21 protein-coding genes and 1 tRNA gene are annotated in these 21,769 nt (G+C 69.0%); 9 read left to right on the top strand and 13 right to left on the bottom strand.

Translation table 11 applies throughout. The annotated features are described in order from the left end of the window. Window positions 1–27: 27 nt before the first annotated feature. Entirely contained in the window at window positions 28–936 is a 909-nt protein-coding gene (locus AC0LPE_RS04860; protein ID WP_016692202.1) for a universal stress protein, read from the bottom strand. Between the two features lie 146 nt (window positions 937–1,082). Between AC0LPE_RS04860 and AC0LPE_RS04855 the strand changes: the two genes are divergently transcribed. The 3 genes from AC0LPE_RS04855 (at window position 1,083) to AC0LPE_RS04845 (ending at window position 5,170) form a co-directional block, all read left to right on the top strand. Beyond that, a complete protein-coding gene (locus AC0LPE_RS04855; RefSeq protein ID WP_490605713.1) occupies window positions 1,083–1,526 on the top strand; it encodes an RrF2 family transcriptional regulator in 444 nt (147 codons plus the stop codon). A 54-nt stretch (window positions 1,527–1,580) separates the two neighbouring features. Beyond that, entirely contained in the window at window positions 1,581–2,804 is a 1,224-nt protein-coding gene (locus tag AC0LPE_RS04850; RefSeq protein WP_490605712.1) for a globin domain-containing protein, read from the top strand. Between the two features lie 74 nt (window positions 2,805–2,878). Next, the gene (locus tag AC0LPE_RS04845; RefSeq protein ID WP_490605711.1) at window positions 2,879–5,170 is read left to right on the top strand and encodes a M28 family peptidase; all 2,292 of its coding nucleotides are present in this window, start codon (window positions 2,879–2,881) and stop codon (window positions 5,168–5,170) included. A gap of 5 nt (window positions 5,171–5,175) precedes the next feature. Here AC0LPE_RS04845 and AC0LPE_RS04840 read toward each other — a convergent pair whose 3' ends face one another. Then, entirely contained in the window at window positions 5,176–6,684 is a 1,509-nt protein-coding gene (locus AC0LPE_RS04840) for a glutamate-cysteine ligase family protein (protein ID WP_490605710.1), read from the bottom strand. A 194-nt stretch (window positions 6,685–6,878) separates the two neighbouring features. Then, the gene (locus tag AC0LPE_RS04835) at window positions 6,879–7,700 is read right to left on the bottom strand and encodes a M23 family metallopeptidase (RefSeq protein WP_160873835.1); all 822 of its coding nucleotides are present in this window, start codon (window positions 7,698–7,700) and stop codon (window positions 6,879–6,881) included. A gap of 235 nt (window positions 7,701–7,935) precedes the next feature. Between AC0LPE_RS04835 and AC0LPE_RS04830 the strand changes: the two genes are divergently transcribed. Both AC0LPE_RS04830 and AC0LPE_RS04825 read left to right on the top strand, forming a co-directional pair. Next, a tRNA-Arg gene (locus AC0LPE_RS04830) sits at window positions 7,936–8,008 on the top strand. A gap of 171 nt (window positions 8,009–8,179) precedes the next feature. Then, window positions 8,180–8,995, top strand: a complete 816-nt coding sequence (locus tag AC0LPE_RS04825; protein WP_490605709.1) for a DUF5602 domain-containing protein — start codon at window positions 8,180–8,182, stop codon at window positions 8,993–8,995. A 21-nt stretch (window positions 8,996–9,016) separates the two neighbouring features. Here the strand turns inward: AC0LPE_RS04825 and AC0LPE_RS04820 are convergent, their stop codons facing one another. Then, window positions 9,017–9,388, bottom strand: coding sequence for a VOC family protein (locus tag AC0LPE_RS04820; protein ID WP_229567350.1), 372 nt, complete (start codon window positions 9,386–9,388; stop codon window positions 9,017–9,019). Window positions 9,389–9,487: 99 nt separating this feature from the next. Between AC0LPE_RS04820 and AC0LPE_RS04815 the strand changes: the two genes are divergently transcribed. From AC0LPE_RS04815 to AC0LPE_RS04805, 3 genes are all read left to right on the top strand, one after another. Beyond that, window positions 9,488–10,471 (top strand): helix-turn-helix transcriptional regulator, encoded by a 984-nt coding sequence (locus tag AC0LPE_RS04815; RefSeq protein WP_490605708.1) that lies wholly within the window; start codon window positions 9,488–9,490, stop codon window positions 10,469–10,471. Window positions 10,472–10,526: 55 nt separating this feature from the next. After that, window positions 10,527–11,300 carry an amidohydrolase family protein gene (locus AC0LPE_RS04810; RefSeq protein ID WP_490605707.1) on the top strand — a complete coding sequence of 258 codons (774 nt, stop codon included), beginning with the start codon at window positions 10,527–10,529 and terminating at the stop codon, window positions 11,298–11,300. A gap of 94 nt (window positions 11,301–11,394) precedes the next feature. Then, on the top strand, window positions 11,395–11,847 hold the full coding sequence (locus tag AC0LPE_RS04805; protein WP_016692212.1) for a hypothetical protein: 453 nt from the start codon (window positions 11,395–11,397) through the stop codon (window positions 11,845–11,847). 69 nt (window positions 11,848–11,916) lie between these two features. Here AC0LPE_RS04805 and AC0LPE_RS04800 read toward each other — a convergent pair whose 3' ends face one another. From AC0LPE_RS04800 to AC0LPE_RS04765, 8 genes are all read right to left on the bottom strand, one after another. Beyond that, window positions 11,917–12,246, bottom strand: a complete 330-nt coding sequence (locus tag AC0LPE_RS04800) for a YnfA family protein (RefSeq protein WP_229567343.1) — start codon at window positions 12,244–12,246, stop codon at window positions 11,917–11,919. An 11-nt stretch (window positions 12,247–12,257) separates the two neighbouring features. After that, the gene (locus AC0LPE_RS04795; protein ID WP_490605706.1) at window positions 12,258–13,271 is read right to left on the bottom strand and encodes a DUF8320 family protein; all 1,014 of its coding nucleotides are present in this window, start codon (window positions 13,269–13,271) and stop codon (window positions 12,258–12,260) included. Beyond that, complete coding sequence (locus tag AC0LPE_RS04790) at window positions 13,268–14,434, bottom strand: ATP-binding protein (RefSeq protein WP_490605705.1); 1,167 nt, start codon at window positions 14,432–14,434, stop codon at window positions 13,268–13,270. The genes AC0LPE_RS04795 and AC0LPE_RS04790 overlap by 4 nt, the downstream gene beginning before the upstream one ends. Window positions 14,435–14,478: 44 nt before the next feature. Further along, entirely contained in the window at window positions 14,479–14,751 is a 273-nt protein-coding gene (locus AC0LPE_RS04785; protein WP_016692216.1) for a LuxR C-terminal-related transcriptional regulator, read from the bottom strand. Window positions 14,752–14,899: 148 nt separating this feature from the next. After that, a complete protein-coding gene (locus AC0LPE_RS04780; RefSeq protein WP_490605704.1) occupies window positions 14,900–15,922 on the bottom strand; it encodes a DUF8320 family protein in 1,023 nt (340 codons plus the stop codon). Then, window positions 15,919–17,142, bottom strand: a complete 1,224-nt coding sequence (locus tag AC0LPE_RS04775) for a sensor histidine kinase (RefSeq protein WP_237451066.1) — start codon at window positions 17,140–17,142, stop codon at window positions 15,919–15,921. Before AC0LPE_RS04775 ends, AC0LPE_RS04780 begins: the two co-directional genes overlap by 4 nt. After that, the gene (locus AC0LPE_RS04770) at window positions 17,126–17,803 is read right to left on the bottom strand and encodes a response regulator transcription factor (RefSeq protein ID WP_085469313.1); all 678 of its coding nucleotides are present in this window, start codon (window positions 17,801–17,803) and stop codon (window positions 17,126–17,128) included. Before AC0LPE_RS04770 ends, AC0LPE_RS04775 begins: the two co-directional genes overlap by 17 nt. 43 nt (window positions 17,804–17,846) lie before the next feature. After that, window positions 17,847–20,252 carry an ATP-dependent DNA ligase gene (locus AC0LPE_RS04765; protein WP_490605703.1) on the bottom strand — a complete coding sequence of 802 codons (2,406 nt, stop codon included), beginning with the start codon at window positions 20,250–20,252 and terminating at the stop codon, window positions 17,847–17,849. A 124-nt stretch (window positions 20,253–20,376) separates the two neighbouring features. Between AC0LPE_RS04765 and AC0LPE_RS04760 the strand changes: the two genes are divergently transcribed. After that, a complete protein-coding gene (locus tag AC0LPE_RS04760) occupies window positions 20,377–20,706 on the top strand; it encodes a hypothetical protein (protein WP_033096756.1) in 330 nt (109 codons plus the stop codon). Window positions 20,707–21,328: 622 nt separating this feature from the next. On the opposite strand, the gene AC0LPE_RS04755 is transcribed toward AC0LPE_RS04760, so the two are convergent. Next, window positions 21,329–21,529, bottom strand: coding sequence for a cold-shock protein (locus tag AC0LPE_RS04755; RefSeq protein ID WP_490606309.1), 201 nt, complete (start codon window positions 21,527–21,529; stop codon window positions 21,329–21,331). Between the last annotated feature and the right edge of the window lie 240 nt (window positions 21,530–21,769).

The following is a 21,769-nucleotide window of genomic DNA, read 5'->3' as shown; positions in this document are numbered from 1 at the left end:
TCCACGTGCCCCCGAACACTACCGCCGTCAGGTAGTGACCGGTCGCACCACCATCACCGGGCACTGCGCCTCGCGCATGAGCGCGTTTCCGGTGGAGCCGAGCACCATCCCCTTGAAGCCACCCCTGCCCCGGGTACCGACCACGACTAGCTGGGCTTTCCCGCTCCAGGACCGCAGGTGGGCGCGGGGGCCGTCGACGTAGACCTTCCGGTGGACCGTCACGTCCGGATAGCGCTCGCCGTAGCCCGCGAGGCACTCCGACAGCAGGGAGTGCTCGTACTCCTCGAACGCGCGGGGATCGAAGTCGAGGGGCGACTCGTCGATCTCCCCGACCTTCAGGTCGCTCCAGACGTGGACGGCGACGAGGTCGACCCCGCGCCAGGACGCCTCCTCGAACGCCAGGTCGACCGCGTGGCGGCTCGCGGGGCTGCCGTCCACACCGACGACGACGGGACGCTCGTCGGGGACGGGCCCTTCCGGTCCCCGCACCACGACGACCGGGCATTCGGCATGACCGGCGACGGAGACCGGGGTGGAACCGAGGAAGGCCTCCCCCAGCTTGGTGCTCCCGGTGGCACCGAGGACGATCATCCGCGACGTGCGGGACAGCTCGACGAGCCACTTGGCGCTTCCGGTGAGCGCGAGCTCTGCGGTGATCTCGAGATCCGGCGCCACCGACTCGGCGGTCTCCGCGGCCTCCTTCAGGAGCGCCTGCGCCTCGGCCTCACTCCACTCGAAGACCTGCGAGGGACGGAAGAAGGGAAGTTTCGTCCAGCCCGACGGCGCGAAGTCCACCGCGTGGACGAGATGCAGCGGAATCTTCCGGCCGGCCGCGGTGGCCGCGGCCCACCTCACTGCCCGCTCGGAGGCCGGGGAGCCGTCCGCACCGACGGTCACGTGGTTGTGGTCGCGGGGGGCCTCACCGAGTGGTTTCACGCCCCCGAGACTAGTCGGATCCGCTACGTCCGGATACGGACTTTGGTCATCACATCGGGATTCCTTCGGTGGCAATGCATTCCATCGACAGCGATGTGCGTCACATAAAATTGTCACCGCGGATGCGAATTTACTAGCGTAGGGCCATGCAACTCACCCGGTTCACCGATCTCGGACTGAGAGTTGTGATGCATCTCGTCGCCGGCCCGGCGGGGAGTATGCCCGGTACCAGAACGATTGCAAACCAGCTCGATCTGTCGTACGCACATACGACGAAGGTCGTCGCCCGACTCGGCGAGCTCGGGGTGGTGGCCACCCGCCGCGGACGCGGCGGAGGCCTGACCGTCACCGAACTCGGCCGCACGGCGAGCCTCGGATGGCTCACCCGAGCCCTCGAAGGTGAAGAAGAGGTCGTCGAGTGCGAAGGAGCGAAGCCGTGCCCCATGCGTCACGGCTGCAACCTGCGCTCGAAGCTGCGTACCGCACAGGACGCCTTCTACGCCGCTCTCGACGACGTCACGATCGCCGACCTGGCGACCCCTGACGCCGGCCCGGTCCTGCTCACTCTCGAACCACCCACCGGCCGCTGACCCACGGCGAGGCCGCCGGTGCAGCCCGTCACGACACACACGAGGAGACACACCATGCCGCTCTCACCCGAATCCAAGGACGTCATCGCCGCGACCCTCCCGGCGGTGGGAGCCGCCATCGGCGACATCACCCCGCTGTTCTACAGCAAGATGTTCGCCGCCCACCCCGAGCTCGAACGCGATCTGTTCAACCGCGGCAACCAGAAGCAGGGTGAGCAGCAGAAGGCACTCGCCGGATCGATCGCGGCGTTCGCGACGCTCCAGCTCGATCCCGATCCCGCCCGTGTCGAGGCGATCCTGTCCCGCATCGCCCACAAGCACGCCTCGCTCGGTATCAAGCCCGACGAGTACTGGATCGTCCACAAGCACCTCTTCGAGGCGATCGTCGAAATCCTCGGAGAGGCAGTGACTCCCGAGGTCGCGAAGGCATGGGACGAGCTGTACTGGCTGATGGCCAACACTCTCATCTCGATGGAGGCCGATCTGTACCGGGCCGCGGGTGTCGAGGCCGGCGACGTCTGGCGCACCGTCCGCGTCGCCGACCGCGTCCACCAGTCCGCCGACACCGTCTCGTTCGTCCTCACCTCGCTCGACGGCTCCCCGCTGCCCACCTTCCGTCCGGGCCAGTACCTCTCGGTCGGCGTCCACCTCCCCGACGGCGCCCGCCAGATCCGTCAGTACAGCCTGTCGAGCGCACCCGCGAAGGGCGACTGGCGCATCACCGTCAAGCGGGTCCTCGCGACCACCGCACCCGACGGCACCGCGCTTCCCGCCGGTGAAGTGTCGAACTTCCTGTACAACAATGTCTTCGAGGGCGACGAGCTGGAGGTCACCACCCCCTTCGGTGATCTCGTGCTCACCGAGGACGACACTCCGATCCTGCTGGCGTCGGCCGGTATCGGATGCACCCCGATGATCGGCATGCTCGATCACCTCGCCGGCGTCGGCGACGAACGTCCCGTCGCGGTCCTGCACGCCGACCGGTCGGTCGCGAGCCACGCCCACCGCCGCGAGCTCGAGACCCTCGCCGAGAAGATCCCGTCGGCCCAGCTGTACCGCTGGTACGAGGATCTCGGCAACCGTCAGCCGCTCGAGACGGTCCGCGTCGGACGCGCCGACATCTCCGATCTGCCGCTCGACCCGAAGACCCAGGCCTACCTGTGCGGCCCGCTGCCGTTCATGCTCTCGCTGCGCGAGGCCCTGATCGAGCGCAACGTCCCGGCCGAGAACATCCACTACGAAGTGTTCGGACCCGACAGCTGGGCGCCTGCCTCCTGATCCGACCCGATCCGATCGCGGTGCCCCGGCCGAGTCTGCCGGGGCACCGCTGCATTCGCGGCTAGGCTGCACCCATGGACTCCGCCGCGGCTGTTCGCCACCCGGCCCCGTCCCGGCGTAGCAGTGTTCTGGCACTGATCGGAGTCCTCCTCGTGGCGGGCCTCGTCGCCTTGTTCCCCGGATCCGACGAGCCGCTCGGTGCAGACGCTCCCGCCGATGTCTTCAGCGCCGCCCGCGCCGGCGAACACATCGACGCGATCGCCGGCGGCCCACGACCGCTCGGGTCGCCTGCCCACGCCGATGCCCGTGACCATCTCGTCGCCGTCCTCGAGGAACTCGGGTGGTCGACCCGCGTCGACTCCGGTGTCGGATGGATGGCGCGGTCCGGTGAGGCGACCCAACGCGGCGCCCGCGTGCAGAACATCGTGGCGACCCGGGACGGTACCGATCCCACGGGCACCGTCGTGCTCGCCGCCCACTACGACACGGTCCGGGGCTCCCCCGGCGCGGGCGACGACGGGATCGGCGTCGGCACGGTCCTCGAGGTCGCTCGTGCGATCGACTCCGGCCCTCCCCCACGGAACGACGTCGTCGTCCTGCTCACCGACGGTGAGGAGAACGGTCTGCTCGGCGCCCACCGGTTCGTGGGCACGGAATCCGTCCGGGCCGGTCCCGTCGTCGTGCTCAACCACGAGGCCCGCGGGAACGCCGGTACGCCGACGACCTTCCGGATCACCTCACCGAACGGCGTCCTGATCGACAGCCTGGCGGGGGCACCGGGCGCGAACGCGGATTCCCTCACCGAACTGATCTTCGAGGCGCTGCCGAACGACACCGATTTCCGTCGCTTCGCCGAGCACGGCCACCACGCCCTCGACACGGCGATCTCCGCGGGATCGGCGTACTACCACAGCCCTCTCGACACCCCCGACCGTCTCAGCAGGACGTCGCTGCAGCACATGGGCGACACCTCCCTCGCGACCGCCCGCACGCTCGCCGGATCGGATCTCGCGACCGTCGACGACGGCGGCGACCAGGTCGTGACGACCGCGCCCTGGGGACTGCTCCACATGGCGCGCTGGGCCGAGGTGGTCGGCGCGATCGTGCTGGCCGCCATCGTGGGGGCGATCGTCGTGCTGCGGGTGCGCCGCGGTGAGGCCTCGGCCTGGCAGGTCGGCGCGGCCGTGGCCGTGGCCCTGCTCGCCGCCGTGCTCGCGGCGGGCGCGGCGTGGCTGCCCTGGTGGATCGTGCAGACCGTCGATCCGGGCACGGCCGCGCCGGTCGCCGACGAGCCCTACCGGCCGGGTGTCTTCCAGTTCGCGGCGGTCGTCGCGGCTCTCGGCGTACTGCTGATCGCGCGATCGTGGTGGGGCCGTGCCCGTCCGGCCGCCGCGCTCACGTGCGGAGCGTTCACGCTCGTCGCGGTGCTCACTCTCGCCGGTATCCCCTTCGCCGGTGTGCCGCTGACGCTGCTCGTACTCGTCCTGCCGACAGCGCTGGGTCTGCTGGTGGCGCTGCTGCTCCCGCAGCGCGACACGGTGTGGCCGCTCGTCGCGATCGCGCTCGGTGCGCTCGGCTCGGTGATCTTCGGCCTGCCCGCCGTGCTGGTGTCGTTCGACGCCGGACTCCTCTACGGGGCACCGGTGGCCGGTCTGTTCGTCGCCTTCACGTTCGCCGCGGTGCTCCCGCTGTGCGAGCCGTTCGCGTCGACCACCCGCGGGCTCGTCGTCTCCGCGACCGGCACGATCGCGATCGTCGTGGTGGGCACGCTGCTCGCCGGCTATCTCAACCGGGACGGTGCGACCGATCCCCGGCAGGAATACCTCTGGTACTCGCTCGACGCCGACCGGAGTGCCGCGGTGTGGGGATCGCCCGACGGCCCGCGATCCGACTGGAGCGAAGGCCTGCTCACCACCGGGCCCGAACCGCTCCCCACCGCCTTCCCGTGGCGGGAGCACCGGCCGATGTACCACGGGCCTGCCCCGGTCGCCGACCTCGAGGCGCCCGAGGTCGAGATCCTCGAGGACACGACCGGCGGAAGCGCCCGGAAGATACGACTGCGGTTGAGCTCACCGAGGAACGCCCAGGCCGTCGGACTGTGGATCGACAACACCACCGCCCACGTCCACGGCGCGACGGTGGACGGCTTCCGCGCCGAACCGTCCGACGACTTCGGTTTCCTGTTCTGGGCTCCCGGCGCCGACGGGATCGAGGTCGAGCTGACGTTGAGCATGCTCGAGAGCCGCCTAGGCGTCCGCGTCGCCGATCTCGGTGACGATCTCGGCGAAGTAGCCGGCTTCGAGCCACCCGCGGATCGCGTCGTCGTCCAGCCGACGGTGGCCGTGACGCGGACCCTGCAACTGTAGGGCCGTCACTCCCACTCGTGAGCGGGAGTACCCGAGGCCATGTTCTGCACGTAGTCCTTCATCATCCCGAGCAGGGCGGTGCGACGGTTCTCGCCGGCAGCCTCGCGTCGGGCCACCTGCCGTCGTTGCCACGCCGCCCCGGTCTGCCGAGTCAGTGCACGCCCCTCGACGATGCCGAGATAGCGGTCGCGGACCGCCGCCGACAGTCCGTATGCCTCGAGGCCCTGGTGCGCAAGCGGCAACAGGCACCGCAGCACGAGTTCGTCGGCGCCGACCCATCCGGTGCGCGGCCAGTACAGCTTCGCGTCGAGACCGAACTTCGCACCGAGCACGAGGTTCCGCTCGGCGGCGTCGAAGCTGAGGTCGCGCCAGAGCGGCTCGTCGGCGTCGGTGAGGGCGCGCAGCGTCCCGTAGTAGAAGGCGGCGTTGGCCATGGTGTCGAGGACGGTCGGTCCTGCAGGGAGCACACGGTTCTCGACGCGCAGGTGCGGATGGCCGTCGCTGATGTCGTAGACGGGCCGGTTCCACCGGTAGATGGTGCCATTGTGCATCTGCAGTTCGCGCAGTTCGGGAATCCGGCCGGCGTCGAGTTCGGCCATCGGATCGACGTCCGAGACCTCCGGAAGGAGAGCCGTGAAGTAGTGGGAGTTCTCCTCGAACAGGTCGAGGACGGAGTCGATCCACCGCTCACCGAACCACACGCGGGGACGGACACCCTGGTTCCGCAGTTCGAGCGGGCGTGTGTCGGTGGCCTGCGCGAACAACGGGATCCGGCTCTCGTGCCACAGCGCCTTGCCGGCGAGGAAGGGCGAGTTCGCCGCGAGCGCGACCTGCGCTCCGGCCAGGCACTGGGCAGCGTTCCAGTGCGTCGCGAAATCTTCGGGGGCGATCCGCAGGTGCAGCTGCAGGGACGTGCAGGCCGCCTCGGGGACCACCGAATTCATGTCGGCGCGAAGGGTTTCCACGGCATCACTGCCGGGCAACGGCACACCGTCGAGATCGAGTTCGATGTCCTCGCCGCGCGCCGCGAAGATCTGCTCGTTGAGCGCTTCGTACCGAGGATTGGCGGTGATCCGGCCCCGTTCGAGATCGTCGAGTTCGAGCGTGGGCAGCATGCCGATCATGACCAGCTGCGCGTCGTGCAGGTGCATCCGCTCGTCGGCGCGCCGCAGCGACGACCGCAGCGACTCTTCGAGTTCGAAGGGTTCGTCGCCGGTGAGACGTCGTGGCTCGACGTTCATCTCGACGTTGAACTGGCCGAGTTCGGTCTGGAAGACCGCGTGATCGTCGATCGCCTGAAGTACCTCGAGGTTCGACATCGCGGGCGACATGTCGTCGCGGACGAGGTTGAACTCGATCTCCATGCCGAGATGCGGTTCGGGTGACGAGTGCACGTCGACGAAGACGTCCTCTCGAAGCATCCGCTCGAGCGCCTTCATGCAGTCGCGAACCTTGCTCCGGAACATCCGCCGGTCTTCCCCGGTGAACGAACGAGCGGATATCTCAGCTCCCAATGGAACCCCCGGGTCGGCGCGCGGTCTGTCGAGCCAAGCCTAGCGCGCGCTCACGCTGCGGGTGGGATCGACGGCGTGCCGTCGGGTGGGATCGAACACTGCGGTGGGATCGACGGCGTGCCGTCGGGTGGGATCGAACACTGCGGTGGGATCGACGGCGTGCCGTCGGGTGGGATCCGATACCGCGGGTGGGATCAGACGGCGCGGTAGCCGCCCCAGTCGGTGACGACGCCGCGATCGCTCAGCCACGCGTTGGGGTTGATCTTGGTGCCTTCGGTGTCCCAGACCTCGAAGTGCAGGTGCGGTCCGGTGGACCAGCCCTCGTTGCCGACGGTGGCGATCTGCTGGCCGGCGTTGACACGCTGACCGGCCGAGACCTGGTAGGTGCTCACGTGGCCGTAGACGGCGGTGGTGCCGTCGTCGTTCAGGACGCGGACCCACTGACCGAAACCGGAAGCCGGTCCGGCGTCGAGGACCGTGCCGTTGGCCGCGGACTTGATGGGCGTGCCGAGCGGAGCGGCGATGTCGATGCCGCCGTGGTGTGCGCCCCAGCGCGGACCCCAGTCGGAGGTGAGGGTGCCGGAGACGGGCTGCACAGCAGAAGGAGCAGCGGGGTTCAGCTGGTCGAGCCAGCTGGGACCGGAGAACTGGTCGAGGAAGTTCGTGACCTCGGCGGGCAGCTCGGGCGCGCCCTGCTCGGCCGGGGTGGTGATGCCGGGGATGGCCGGGATCTCGACACCCTCGGGCAGCAGGCCCGCGGGAAGCTCGAAGGGCAGGCTGGGCGCGGGGGCCTCGGCCTGGACGTGGTCGTGGCCGGGATGCGCGGCAGCGGTGCCGGCGCCGATCTGCGAGCCGACGGCAAAGAAGGCACCCGTGGCAGCGGCGACGGTGGCGGCCTTGACCGGAGCGGACGTACCGGTGGGCTCTACGCGGTGACGGCCCTTGCCGGAGGACGGCACGCGAATCGTCTCGAGGTCGAATGCTTCGTCTTCGCGTGTGCGCTGATGGCGTCCCACAGTGTGTCCCTTGTTTCGTCCCGACTTCGACCGGGTATCCCCCGGCCGCTCCTGGCGACCCAAGGTAACAAAACGGTATAGGGAAAGGCCAGTGTTACCTTTCCTTGATCTCAATCGGCGGGAACCTGCAGGTCGTACGCCCGGCCTCGAGAGCCTCGAGAGCGGGCGCTTGGTTACGGCACGCGTCCGGCGGCTACACTCACAACGCGCCAAGGTCGGCTCCGCCCGGCCGGACGCCTCCGTAGCTCAGGGGATAGAGCACCGCTCTCCTAAAGCGGGTGTCGCAGGTTCGAATCCTGCCGGGGGCACAGATCGGGTTCCGCCGCATCCGCGAGCACTGGCGGACCCACTTCCTCGAACATCACGGGCATCTTCCCGCCCACGCATCACGGTTCGATCTAGTCGGCCATCCACCGTCCGCGCGACAGTTAGCATCCACAACGATGCCGCTCGACGACGACGGAAATCGAGGACCTCACATGGACATTCGGCCTCGTGCCCGACATCTCGCCGTGATCGTCTCGGCGGCGGTCCTCGGATTGTTCGTCCCTCCCGCCCCCGCGGTCGCCGGGGGCGTCTCGGGCCTCGTCGAAGGACCCGCTCATCCCGTCGGGGCGGGCAACGCCCGCACGTACGTCACCGTCGACGAGGAGGGCACGCCGGCCACCATCGGGGTGCGACTCGATGCGGCCGCCCTCGACGACCTACCCGGTGCCCTGATGCCGGTCACCGAGGCCTACGTGCTCGAGTTGCCCGAGGAGGCGGCCGCCACCGCGTTCGACCACGTCACGGTCGACTGGAACTCGCACGGCCACGATCCCCAGCACGGCTTCGACGTCCCGCACTTCGACGTCCACTTCTATCTCCTGGATCGGCCCACGGTGGAGTCGATCCATCCCTTCGCCCCCGGCTACATCCCGGCCGCGGCCCGCGTGCCCGACCCGCGTTACATACCGGAGGGGTACGCACCGTCCGGGGATCCGCTGACGTCGACCGTCGCGGGCATGGGACTGCACTGGGTGGACACCACCGAGGCGGAGCACGATCCGGCGGCGGGACACCACCTCACCGAGACCGTGCTCTACGGCACGTGGGACGGACGGCAGGCGTTCATCGAACCCATGCTGAGCCGCGAGTGGCTCGCGACGCGGCCCGCGCACCACGAGGAACTCCGTCTGCCCGAGGCGTACCAGCGCGAGGGCCTCTACCCCACCACCTACTCCGTGTGGTGGGACGAGGCGTCGCAGACGTACACGGTCGAACTCGGTGGGCTCACGATGCGCGAGGCGTCGTAGGCCGGTCGGTCGAGAGGAGGCTCAGTCCAGCGGGGAGACGCGGATGAGGTTCCCGTCCGGGTCCGACACCACGAACGTCCGCCCGAACACCTCGTCGTGTGGCGCCTCCACGACCGTCGCCCCCTTTCCTACCCACTCGTCGTGGATCGCATCGACTGCGGCGGCCGATCCCGGCACCATCAGGCCCACCTCCGAGAACCGCGGCGCGTTCGTATCCACCGTCTCCGCGTGACCCGACCACAGTGCGAACAGCACTCCCGGCGTCACTTCGAAGGACACGTAGCGCGGGGTCGTCAGCTGCGGGGTCATGCCGAACAGCTCGCTGTAGAAGCGGGTCGCGCGGTCGACGTCGGTCACGTAGATCAGGAACAGATTGGGCGACGACACGGTCATCGACATCTCCTTCCGGTAGGCGGTGAAGGCTTCGAGGACTACCGTGACACCGAAACCCGACAGTTCCTGTCGTGTTTTCGGAAGGAGATCGGACAGTCGATGAACCGGCCGCAGCGGTTGCTGAGCATGCTGGTCGTCCTGCAGGCCCGCAGACGGGTCACGGCCGCCGAACTCGCGGAGGAGTTCGGCGTCTCCGAGCGCACCGTGCTGCGCGATGTGGAAACGCTTGCTGCCGCGGATCTTCCGGTGGTCGCCGAACGCGGCAGGTACGGCGGCATCGTGATGCTCCCCGGCCGGCAGACCGACCTGAACCGGCTCAACGCGTCCGAGGTGGACGTCCTGCGCGCCCTGGGGGTCGACATGGGCCGGGCCCGGCAACTCGGTGTCGACGCCGCCGCGAGGGACGCCGTCCACAAGCTCACCGCACGTGCCCGGCGCACGCCCTCCACCGCACGCGAGTACGACCTGCTGCCGCTGACCGAGGTGGTCACCGTCGACAACCGGGGATGGTTCGCCACCGAGGACCGGGCCGACGTCGCTGCCCTCACCCGCGACCTGCGGCGCGGCCGGCAACTCGCCATCACGTACCGGTCGAGCGGGCACCGCGACGAACGCGAGATCGTCGTCGATCCCTACGGTGTGCTCTGCCGCGCGGGCCGTTGGTATCTCGTGGCGGACGACGAGGGGCGACCACGACTGTTCGCGCTGACCCGCCTGAGTGCGTGGACAGTGCTCGACCGGCCTCGACACCTGTCCCCCGGCCGGACCCTGCCCGCCCTGGCACGCGAACTGGGCGACGCGCTCGAACGACGCGAGGACGTCGTCGTCACCGCCGATCTCGCGGCGAACCGCCTCGATCTCGCCCGGCGCATCCTCGGTGCCCGCCTGCGCGGGAGCAGCGCGGGGCCGCGACCGGACGTCTCGCGGATCACGGTGGCCTACGACTCGATCGACGGTGTGCGGCAACTGCTGCAGTTCGGCGAGCACATCGAGATCGTCGAGCCACCCGAGGCACGGGACCTCGTGGCGGAACTGGCCGAATCCCTCCTCCGCCGTCACACCGCGCATCGCCGCCGCGAGTGAACTCCCGCTGATCCGAACCCTGTTCCGCCCGGACCGGGCTTCCTATCGTGGGGAGATGTTCGACGCCCACCTGCACATCATCGATCCGCGTTTCCCCCTCGTCGAGAACGACGGCTATCTGCCCGAACCGTTCACCGTCGACGACTATCTCGCGCGGGTCGCGCATCTGGGTGTCACCGGAGGCGCGGTGGTGTCGGGGTCGTTCCAGGCGTTCGACCACGGCTATCTCCTCGACGCGCTCGACCGGCTCGGGCCCACTTTCGTCGGCGTCGTACAACTTCCGGCCACCGCCTCGGACGACGAGATCACCCGGCTCGACGCGGCGGGAGTGCGGGCCGTGCGATTCAACGTCCGCCGTGGCGGATCGGCCACGCTGTCCGACCTCGACCGGCTCGCCCGGCGGGTCCACGATCTCGTCGGCTGGCACGCCGAGTTGTACATCGATTCGCGCGATCTGGCCGAGCTGCACACCACGATCGCGGCACTGCCCGCCGTCTCCGTCGACCACCTGGGCCTGTCCCAGGAGGGCCTGCCGTCACTGTTGCGGCTGGTGGAGAGCGGTATCCACGTGAAGGCAACAGGGTTCGGGCGCGTCGATCTCCCGGTGGCCGACGCGCTTCGCGCCGTTGCCGATGTGAATCCCGGTGCACTCGTGTTCGGCACCGACCTGCCGTCGACCCGCGCACCGCGACCGTTCCGGGACAGCGACATCACCCTCGTCGAGGACGTGCTCGGCGACGAACTCGCCGACGCGGTACTGCGCCGCAATGCTTCCGAGCTGTATCGGATCGAGACCGAAACCGCTCCTGGGTCTTCGGTGTCTCGATAGACTCACGCACGTCATCGGTGCGCGGGACGCGCCGCGGTATTCCTCGCTGCGGTCGGCTCCCGGACGTGACCTTCCCTTTCCGAGGAGCAGCACCATGCCTGCACTGCGAATCCCACGTCGAGTTCTCGCCCTGGCGGCACCCGTCGCCGCCGCAATCGCATTCACCGGTGTGGCCACCGCTGCACCCCCTCAGCCCTTGGGCACGGCGATCACCATCGGCTGCATCAACCAGGGCAGCCTGGCGTCGTTCACCTCGGTCACGGCGCAACCCGGACCGGACGAGGGCGTCCCCGGCGGTCACGTCCTGTTCTCCACGCGGGAAGCCCTGTGGCCGGTCCCGGCGGCGGGACAGGTCAGCGTCGCATGGCTCAACCGCAACAACGGCCGTGCCGGCATCGTCGATCTCGGCGGTGCGTACCCGAACCTGTCGACGCTGGTCGACACCGGGCCGGGTGAGGTCGTGGCGACGGTCTTCGGTTCGGTGAATCTCGGCAGTGGACCGCTGTGCAACTCGACCCCCGCAGTCGGCAGCGTCGTGGTGCCGTGACGTTCGGGCGAGGCATCCGGCCACCTCTGTGCCGGATGCCTCCTCACCGAGGTGAGGCCGGATGCAGCGTCACCTGGGCGAATACATGATGATGGCGACGCCGGCGAGGCACACGAGCGTGCCCGCGACATCCCATCGGTCCGGCCGGAAGCCGTCCATCACCATGCCCCACACCAGGGAACCCGCCACGAACACACCGCCGTACGCCGCGAGGATGCGACCGAAGTTCGCGTCGGGCTGGAGTGTGGCGACGAAACCGTAAGCGCCGAGAGCGATCACGCCCAACCCCATCCAGATCCAGCCGCGGTGTTCGCGCACGCCCTGCCACACCAGCCACGCGCCACCGATCTCGAACAGGGCGGCAACGGCGAACAGCAGCAACGACTTCAGCACGGTCACGAGGTGTGACTCTAGCCCTGCGACGCGTTGCCCAGCTCGATGCGGCGCACGGAGTCCCCGCGCACGAGGATCGTCACGAGCGCCCGGCGTCCCGGAGGCAGGACCCGCACCGTGACGGAACCGTGTGAGACCGAGTCGAGTTCGTCGGCGACCGCGCGGCGGAGGCGGGCCTGTTCGTGCGGGGGCACCCCGTCCAGGCCGTGATCGTCGAGCATCACCACGTCCACACCTCGCCGGCGCGCGGCGTCGGCCGCCTCGACGACCTGCGGATCCTGCAGGGCGGGCGCTCGAAGCCCGTCCCGCAGACGCGCTTCGAGCAGCACGCCGGCGCGTCGCTCGCCCGGGTCGAGCAGCTCCCCGGTCGCGATGCGTTCGAGGAGCGGCCGGGCCAGGGAGTCGAGCCGGTCGAGCTGCGCGTCGCGCTCCTCGATCGCTGCCGCCGAGGCCGCCTGTTCCGCGCTGCGCTGCAACGACATCGCCCGCAGCAGGTAGATGGATCCGGCGAGGGGGCGCAGGGTGAAGGCGAAGAAGGTGGACATGAGGACCGGGGCCGCGTTGACGACCGACAGCGACAGGCCGGGTCCGATCCCCTGTCCCGTGACGTAGGTCCAGAAGGTCGCGGTCGCGATCATGCAGGCCAACCCGATCCACGCTGCGAGCGTGCGTCCGCGCACGCACATGAAGGTGAAGACGACGGTGGACATCCCGAGCGGCCAGGTCGCGATGCCTCCCGGAGACGGCACCGGCAGCACCGAGAAGACGAGCGCCGACGAGACCGTCCCGGTGGCGGCGAGCAGGATCGTCGCCGGCATCGGCAGCGGGTCGCCCGGAACGGTGATGAGGGTGAACGCCGCGAACGTGCACACGAGCACAGCGAGGGCGGGAGGCCAGCTCGCGGACGTGTGCTCGGCGCCGAATGCCGCCAGCACGAGGCAGACCAGGGCGTAGAGGCTCACGAGTACACGTGCGGCCGTGGTGCGCATCCCCAGCAGGTCGCGCACGTCGCGGGTCGGTTCGGCGGTCACGGCGCGCGACGCTCTGCCGGATCGCGCCAGAACAGCGTCACCGTCGTGCCTCCGGGACCGGAGGTGATCTGCGAGTCGCCTCCGGCCAGGCTGCGCATGCGTCCGTGGATGCTCGCGCGGATGCCCATCCGGTAGGGATCGACCTGGGCCGGGTCGAATCCGTGGCCGTCGTCGCGGACGACCACGCGGACCGATCCGGAACCGAGGTCGACGTGCACGGCACGCTGCGTGCCCGGGCCGGCGTGGCGAACGCTGTTCCGCACGGCCTCGGCCAGCGCGGCTGCGACCGCCCTGATCACGTCGGCCGGGTAGTGCGGCCCGGCATCGACGCTCGTGGCAGTCGTGAATTCGACGTCCTCGTCCACTTCGGAGGCCGCCGAGCGGAACTGGGCCGCCACCCGGTCGGCGTCGAAGCTGCTCTCGGTGTCGTCGCCGCGCCGCAGCGAGTCGAACATCTCCAGCGCACGACGGGCCTGGGCGGCGACGGGACCGTCGGATGCGCCGCGACCCGAGGCGAGCAGGGTGGACATCACCTGGTCGTGGACGAGCGCATCGAACCGCTCGCGTTCGACCGTCCTGGCCGCGGCCGCGGCCGCCGCGACGACGGATCGCTCGGTGGCCGCGACGGTGGAATCGAGGACGTCGCCCGTGCGGAAGGCGACGATCGCCGCGGCAGCGAAGACCCCGCAGAACATGAGTGCGAACGCGAGTTCCGGGACGAATCGGTATCCCGTCGTGGTGTTCACCAGCAGGTAGTTGGTGGCCTGCACGACGAGCACCACCACCGTGAGGTAGGCGAGCGCCGTCCGCGGCCGCCACGCTGCCGCCGCGGACAGTCCTGCCACTCCGGGGAAGAGCGCCTGCCAGGCCGTGTTCGTGGAAACCTCACCCGTCCAGGCCGGGAACCACAGGACCGCCGCGACCAGGAAGGCGACGGCGTTGGCGGCTGCGAGTCGTCCGACCCACCGGACATCGCTCAGGAAGGTTGCCACCCCGAGCGCGATCCCGGTGCCGAAGATCGCGAGCAGTGCCGTCGGCAACCACCACCATGCCGTGAGGTGGGCCTGCGACACCGCTGTGGGGACGACGAACAGCAGGTAGAACACGTAGCCCGCGCTGATGAACCGGCCGAAGACCCGGTGGATCCGGTCGGCCGCGCTCACGGGATCCGTCGTGTGTCCACCCTGTGTGGTGGCAGGCCGACGGGTCACAGCTCGTCGATGGAGACCACACCGTCCTGCAGAGCGCGGGCGAGCAGTGCCGTCTTCGTGGTCGCTGTACGCCCGACGCGGGCGTACTTCTCGCGGATGCGGACGATGTGGGTGCTGACCGTGGCTGCGGTGACGAACAGGCTCGCAGCCGCCTCGGACTTGGACTCGCAGAGCAGCCAGGCCCGCAGGATCTCGATCTCGCGAGCCGAGAGTGCGGGCTTCTGAGGCGCAGGCTTCTGTGCCGGGGAGTGTTCGAGCATCGTCGTCATAGCGCGTCCCTACCGAGATGAATACATGGGATCGAACCGAGTCCCCCGACGAACTCCGTTTCGAGTGGGTACAACGTAACGGTTGAAACCGACAACTACCCAGACAGATTTTTCTCTGCCCAAGAAAATATGGGCATCGGTGTGTCGACTAATTACCGGTTCGGCAGCCGTCGTGCCCGATCTCGATTCGGCGCACATCCTCGCCCTTCACGAGCATCGTCACCATCGCCACGCGGGCCGGCGGCAACACACGCACGGTCACCGACCCTTCGCTCACCGAATCGAGCGCGTCCACCACCTCCCGGTAGACGGCGCGCCGGACCTCGGGAGATGCCGAGTCCATGGCGTGGTCGTCGAGCATGACGATCTCGACGCCGCGCCGGCGGGCCGCAGCGGCGGCCCGGTCGACCTCGGGTACCTGGAGTACGGGCGCACGCAGACCGTCGCGCAGTCGTGCCTCGACGAGTCCGCACTCGATCCGTTCGTTCTCGTCGAGGGGTTCGCCCGAGACGATCCGCTCGAGCAACGGCCGCGCCGACGCATCGAGGCTGCCGAGACGAGCGTCGCGTTCCTCCAGGGCCGCGGCAGCTGCGGACTCCGCTGCGATCCGCTGCATCGACCGGGCGCGCAGCAGGTAGATCGACCGCGCGAGGGGGCGGATCGTGTAGGCGCAGACGGTGCCCATGAGCACCGGTCCCGCACTCGTGATCGTCAGGCCGAGCCCGTAGCCGAACCCGGGGCCCGTGAGATGCGACCACAGCGCGGCGACGACGAGCATGAGGAGCATCCCGCACCAGGCGAACCCCGTGCGTCCCCGCACGCACATGAACACGAGGATCGTCGTGGACATCCCGAACGGCCACAACTCGATGGGGTGCGGCGCCGGATCGGCGGACACCACCCACAGCACCGACGCCGACGCGATCGCTCCCGAGAACGTCATCGCCAGTGCGGGTCGCACCGGTAGTGGGTCCCCCTCGACTGCGACGAGCGCGTAGGCGGCGGCCACACACACGATCACGGCGATCGCGAGGGGCCAGCGGACCTCCGCATGGGGCGCGGTGTTCAGGGCGAGCACCACGCAGGTCACCGCGTACATGACGGCGAAGGCCCGCGCGGGCCGGCTGTGCATCCGCAGCAGATCGGAGACGGTCGAGTTCGCAGTGTTCATACGGCCGGATCCCGCCAGTACAACAACACCCGGGTCCCGGCCCCCGGCGCGGACTGCACGACCGCCCGTCCACCGGACAGTCGGCGCATACGTCCGCGGATGCTCACTTCGAGACCGAGCCGGTGCGGGTCGACGGCGTCGGGTTCGAAACCTCTGCCGTCGTCCACGACCTGCACGGAGATCCATCTCGGTGCCACGTCGACCTCGACCGTGCGGGACACGTCCTCACCCGCGTGCCGCACGCTGTTGCGTACCGCCTCGGCGAGGGCAGCGGCGGTCGCGCGCGCGGGTTCGGGTGGGAACGCAACGTCGCCGGATCCCGGGGCGACACGGCCGGTGAAGACGACGTCCTCGTCGGCCTCGGTCGCCGCCGATCGGAGCCGCGCCACGACCGCGGCGGCGTCGAGCGCCGACTCCCGATCGGTGCCGCGCCGCAACTCGTCGAGTTCGGCGACCGCTCGTTCGGCCTGCTCGACGAGCGACTCCCGGGGTGCGTTGCGTGACGCCGCCAGCAGGGTCGACATCACGCGGTCGTGGACCAGGGCATCGAACCGTGCGCGCTCGGCGTTCCGTGCCTCCGCTGCGGCCGCGGCGGCCGCCGTGGCCTGGGTGGCAGCGATGGTCTCGTCGAGGGTGCGGCCGGTGCCGAGGCCCACCACCGCAGCCGCGAGGAAGACCGTGCAGAAGACGAACGCGAACGCCAGGTCGGGTGCCAGGAAGTATCCGAATGGGGCGTCGCGGACGAGGTGGTTCGCGCCCTGCGCGAGCAGGACCGCGACGAGCATGTGGACGAACGCCCGCCGGGGTCGCCACGCGACCGCCGCCGCGAGCGAGGCGAGGCCGGGGAAGGCGGTGAACCACAACGAGTGGTCCTGCGGGATCTGTGTCCCGTTCCACGCCACGAACCACAACCCGACCATCACGACGTAGGCGAGCGCATTGACGGTTGCGGTCCGCTGCATCCATACCGAGCCGCGGAACGACGCGACGCCGAGCGCGACTCCGGAGCCGAACATGAGGACGGTCGCGGTGGGGGTCCACCACCACGCGACGAGTGCCGACGCCTCGAGGATCTGTGGCACGAGCAACGCGAAGTAGCAGAGGTATCCGATCGCGACGAATCGCGTGAACATCCGGAGAAGCCGGTCGGCGGCTGCGGTGCTGCGATCGTGCGACTTCTCCCCGGCGTCCCCGGCCGGTTCGTCAGCGACGGCGGACATCCGACCGTTCGGGCATCGGCAGCCATCCGTCCTCGACGGCGCGCTTGTACAGATCCGTCTTCGTGGGCGCGGGACGACCTGCCTCCGCGTACTTCTGGCGGATTCGCTGCAGGTAGTCGTTGACGGTCTGCGGAGCGAGGCCTGTCAGCCGGGCGACCCGGTCGAGCTTCTCCCCCGACGCATACAGTTCGAGCACTTCGAGCTGCCGTGGACTCAGACCGACGTCGTCGAGTTCGGGATCACCGTCGATCGCCGCGGCCCATTCGGTGCTGGCGACCTGCCCTCCCGCGGCGGCCACGCGGATCGCCTCGATCACCACGGCCGCGGGCTCGGATTTCCGCACCACCCCGAGCACACCGGCGCGGGCGGCCGAACGCAGCAGATACGGATTCTCGGCGCCGGTGAAGACCAGGGTCTCGAGGCCCGCCGCGCGCAGCTGCTCGACGTTGCTCTTCGGGGAGGATCCGTCGGACAGGCGCAGGTCGAGAACGGCGAGGTCGAGGTCGGTGACCTGCTCGAGCAGACCCGAGACGGTGGGGGCGGTACCCACGAGCTCGAGATCGGGTTGATCGGCGAGCATCGCTGCGAACCCGAGCGCGACCGACTCGTGATCCTCGACCAAACCGATCCGACGGACCACGCCACGCGAGCCCTCGGCCATTGATGCCTCCCCTAATGCCCGATCACCCGACTTCGGACGAACGTTAGCAGTCAGTGCCTGTTTCCTCTTCTCGCACCACGCTCGACGCGTCCATGTCGTCGCGCAGACCACGCCAGCTCGCGTGCCGCACCCGGTCTCCTTCCGTCCATCCCCCGAACCGCACCTCCCCCACGAGTTCGGGCCGCAACCACACCGCATCGCGGCGTTCGGCGGCCGGCACCTCGTTCGCGAACGGGTTCGTGCGGCTCGTGTGCCCTTTCACAGCCTTCGCCACCGACAGGAGTGTCTCGTCGTCGAAACCGGTGCCGACCTTGCCGACGTACACGAACTCACCGTCGTCGTCGTAGACGCCGAGCAGCAGGGAGCCGAAGGTCGAGGCACGGTTGCCCTTGCCGCGGCGGTATCCGCCGAGCACGACGGTCTGGGTGAGCCAGTTCTTCGACTTGATCCATCCGGCTCCGCGCTTGCCCGGCAGATACACGGAGTCCCGGCGCTTCGCGACCACGCCCTCCCAGTTCTTCGCTCTACTGCGTTCGAGGGCCTTCGAACCGTCACCCGGGAGCAGATCCGGGACGATCAGTCCGTCCGTCGCAGCGGCGAGCGCCTCGAGGACGCGTCGGCGATCGTCGTAGGTCTTGCGCAGCAGTGACACCCCGTCGAGATACAGCACGTCGAACACGCGGTACTCGTAGTTCACGCCGCGCTGCAGCATCGAGAAGCTCGTCACTCCGGAGCGGTCGACGGCGACGATCTCCCCGTCGAGCACCGCCCGGTGACCGTCGAGGATCGTCGCGAGTTCGACGAGCTTCCGGTAGTCGCCGGTGACACCGCGACCGGATCGGCTGCGGAGCCTGACGGTGCCGTCCTCGATCTCCGCGATGGCGCGGTATCCGTCCCATTTGCCTTCGAACGCCCAGTCTTCGGCGTCGAGACCCGAGACGTCACCGGGGGTCGCGAGCATGGGCGCGAGATCGCGCGGGAAGGCCTTGGACCCCGACGATCCGACGAGGGAGGCCGGATCGGCATCGGACGACTCGGTGCTCGGCGACGACTGGTCCTTCATGCGGTGCGCCAGCCACTGGTTCTTCTCGGTGCGGATCAGCGCGTACCGTCCCTCGACCCTGTCGCCGTGGAACCGCACGATCACCTCGTCGTCCCGCCACTTCTCGGTCTCGTAGGTGCCGGTGTCCCACACGGTCATGCTGCCGGCGCCGTATTCGCCCTTCGGGATCGTCCCGTGGAAGGTCAGGTACTCGATCGGGTGGTCCTCGGTCCGTACCGCGAGATTGTTGCGCCCCGAGGTGTCCGGCAGGTTCTTCGGTACGGCCCACGAGGCCAGTACACCGTCGCGTTCGAGCCGCAGGTCGTAGTGCAGGCGACGCGCGTGGTGTTCCTGGATGACGAACCTGTTGCCGGGACCGTTCTCGGGGACACGGTCGGGTACCGGCTCCGGGGTGCGCGACGCGTCGCGCTTGCCGCGGTAGGTGTCCAGGGCGTCTCCCGACCCGGCCTTACCGCCGGACCCGGCCTTACCGCCGGACACGGCCTTGTCTCCGGACACCGCCTTGTCTCCGGATACGGCCTCGCCGAGGGGCGGGTCGAGACCGGCGAGCAGATCCCCGAACTCGTCGATGCGGGCGAGGACGTCCCGGAACTGCAGTTGCCCGAGGTCGGGGTCGTCGAGTTCGTCCCAGCTGCGCGGCGCCGCCACCCACGGCTCGTCGCGACCGCGCAGCGAGTACGGCGCGACCGTCGTCTTGGAACTGTTGTTCTGGCTCCAGTCGACGAAGACCTTGCCCTCGCGCGCCGACTTCGCCATCGTTGCGGTCACCAGGTCGGGAAGGATGGTCTCGAGATTGCGTGCGACCTGCTTCGCGACCTTCGACGCCCCCGACGACGACAGCATCCGATCGAGCGGGACGTACAGGTGGATGCCCTTGCTGCCGCTGGTGACCGGATAGGCCGTCCATCCGAGTTCGGCGACCGTGTCGCGGACGTGGCGGGCGACCTCCGCGCACTCGGCCAGGCCCACGCCGGGCCCCGGGTCGAGGTCGAAGACGATGCGGGTCGCGGGTCCTGCCTTCTCTCCGTCGAAACGCCACTGGTGCACGTGGAGTTCGAGGGCGGCCTGTTGCCCGAGCCAGACGAGCCCGGCGGCGGAATCGAACAGCGGGTAGGTGACCCGGCGGTCCTTGTGGTGCAGGGTGCGACGGTCGATCCAGGCCGGTGCGTGGTCGGGGAGGTTCTTCTCGAAGAAGGACTGTTCGCCGACACCGTTCGGCCACCGGTTGCGGGTCGCGGCCCGGCCGGCGATGTGCGGAAGCATCGCCTCGGCGACGGCTTCGTAGTACTCGACGACCTCGCCCTTCGTCGTCCCGGTGCTCGGATACAGCACCTTGTCGAGGTTGGTCAGGGTGATGCGGTGACCATCGATCGTCCGGGTCGGCATATCTCGAATTCTGCCAATTCGGACGCGTTCGGGTGCGGTGTCGAAGGGCGACGATCGGGACTGCACGTCCGGGAACGCCGAGCTTCGAAAGGAGGTAGGTTCGGAGAGTCGGTCTGACGCGGCGATGAACTATTTCCCCGACGGCGAGCATCGCCGGCAACTCCTCGCTGCGCTCCGCGCTTCCGAACCCGGTGTCGAGGAGTTGTGGCTCCGCCACTTCGCGCTCGGCGGCGAGGTGGGGAAGATGGAGATCGAGGCGTATCTCGACGGCCTGCTTCCCCTCTCCCGTGTGCAACACGATCTGATCACCCATGCGATCAACGAACGCCTCGACGAGATCGCCCCACCCCGTGCACCCTATGCAGCCGAACTCCCCGCGTCCCTCCCCGAAGTGGACGACGGCGACGACGATCCCGGCGAATCACGAGGAACGGGGCCGGATTCCGACCGCTGAAGTGATGACGCCCGCGCGCCGAACGACCTGCGGCGTGCCGAAACCCTGCCACCCGAGCAGGGGGAAATGGGCGACAGGGTTCGGCATCGCCCGAGTGGCCTACCTCTGATCCACCCGGCGCCGGCGATCGTCCGCGCAGGGGGTGACAGGCGATCACCGATGTCCTGAGCATACGCCGAAATGCCCTCACCGGGACCGATTGTGCGTACTCGAGGCACGGCCGACGGGGCAGGTCGACAGATCCGACCCCCTGCGTCGGAAGTCTCGCGCCCCGCCGACAGAGTCGACAGCGAACGCATCGTTCGCTTCCGGTGCAGTCTATTCGTTTTCTACAGGATCGGCAGTAGTTCGATCGGACCACAGCCTGCCCGACCGGGTCCCACGAGGCGCCCGGCCGTAGACGGACCGGTACTGCGTCGCGAATCGTCCGGGCGAGGAGAAGCCCCACCGCGCAGCGATCGACGCGACCGTCTCATCGTTCGGGTCGGCGGCCTGCAGATCTTGGCCCGCGAGGCCCACATCTGCTCCTCGGTCGGAGCTGCAGCAGCGAGGTGGGTCTCCTCCGCCCACTCGTTCGCCCGTGTGTCCATCTCCCGACCCCACCATCCGAACGTCCCGTATGTCAGCACACCTGCACGTTGACCGCATGTCGACCGAAGATCCCGTAACCGATCTCGAAACGGACCTGTTGGCCACCGGTCAGGAAGCGGTAGCCGCTCCCATCTATCTGTGAGTAGTGCACCAGGATCTCCGTACCGTCGTCGTCACGGATGAACCCGTGACCCAGACCGGCGTCGAACCACAGCACAACACCGTTTTCCATCTTGTTCCCCTGCCACCGTTCGCGAATGTCCCCGACGGAGCAAGCGACGCGGAAGCGTATCCCCTGCGCTCCCGACAGCCCCTCTGCACCTGTCATTGAAACGTGCCCGGCGGGTCCGGGGAAGTGTCCACGCCGAATCGGCGACATTCGTACGATTTCTACCGATTTCACGGCGTGCCAATGCAGTTCGTTCGATGGACAGACACCGACGATCGTGGGGGCGTATCCGGGCTGTGGGTG

The organism is Rhodococcus sp. S3, assembly GCF_058211795.1.
This window is presented reverse-complemented; position numbering and strand designations above follow the sequence as displayed.

Coding starts and splice junctions, on each gene's coding strand:
- AC0LPE_RS04775 (WP_237451066.1), bottom strand. CDS start 17,142: ATGTCCGCCGTCGCTGACGAACCGGCCGGGGACGCCGGGGAGAAGTCG.
- AC0LPE_RS04760 (WP_033096756.1), top strand. CDS start 20,377: ATGAACTATTTCCCCGACGGCGAGCATCGCCGGCAACTCCTCGCTGCG.
- AC0LPE_RS04815 (WP_490605708.1), top strand. CDS start 9,488: ATGAACCGGCCGCAGCGGTTGCTGAGCATGCTGGTCGTCCTGCAGGCC.
- AC0LPE_RS04845 (WP_490605711.1), top strand. CDS start 2,879: ATGGACTCCGCCGCGGCTGTTCGCCACCCGGCCCCGTCCCGGCGTAGC.
- AC0LPE_RS04820 (WP_229567350.1), bottom strand. CDS start 9,388: ATGACCGTGTCGTCGCCCAATCTGTTCCTGATCTACGTGACCGACGTC.
- AC0LPE_RS04780 (WP_490605704.1), bottom strand. CDS start 15,922: ATGAACACTGCGAACTCGACCGTCTCCGATCTGCTGCGGATGCACAGC.
- AC0LPE_RS04810 (WP_490605707.1), top strand. CDS start 10,527: ATGTTCGACGCCCACCTGCACATCATCGATCCGCGTTTCCCCCTCGTC.
- AC0LPE_RS04785 (WP_016692216.1), bottom strand. CDS start 14,751: ATGACGACGATGCTCGAACACTCCCCGGCACAGAAGCCTGCGCCTCAG.
- AC0LPE_RS04805 (WP_016692212.1), top strand. CDS start 11,395: ATGCCTGCACTGCGAATCCCACGTCGAGTTCTCGCCCTGGCGGCACCC.
- AC0LPE_RS04770 (WP_085469313.1), bottom strand. CDS start 17,803: ATGGCCGAGGGCTCGCGTGGCGTGGTCCGTCGGATCGGTTTGGTCGAG.
- AC0LPE_RS04755 (WP_490606309.1), bottom strand. CDS start 21,529: ATGGAAAACGGTGTTGTGCTGTGGTTCGACGCCGGTCTGGGTCACGGG.
- AC0LPE_RS04765 (WP_490605703.1), bottom strand. CDS start 20,252: ATGCCGACCCGGACGATCGATGGTCACCGCATCACCCTGACCAACCTC.
- AC0LPE_RS04855 (WP_490605713.1), top strand. CDS start 1,083: ATGCAACTCACCCGGTTCACCGATCTCGGACTGAGAGTTGTGATGCAT.
- AC0LPE_RS04850 (WP_490605712.1), top strand. CDS start 1,581: ATGCCGCTCTCACCCGAATCCAAGGACGTCATCGCCGCGACCCTCCCG.
- AC0LPE_RS04825 (WP_490605709.1), top strand. CDS start 8,180: ATGGACATTCGGCCTCGTGCCCGACATCTCGCCGTGATCGTCTCGGCG.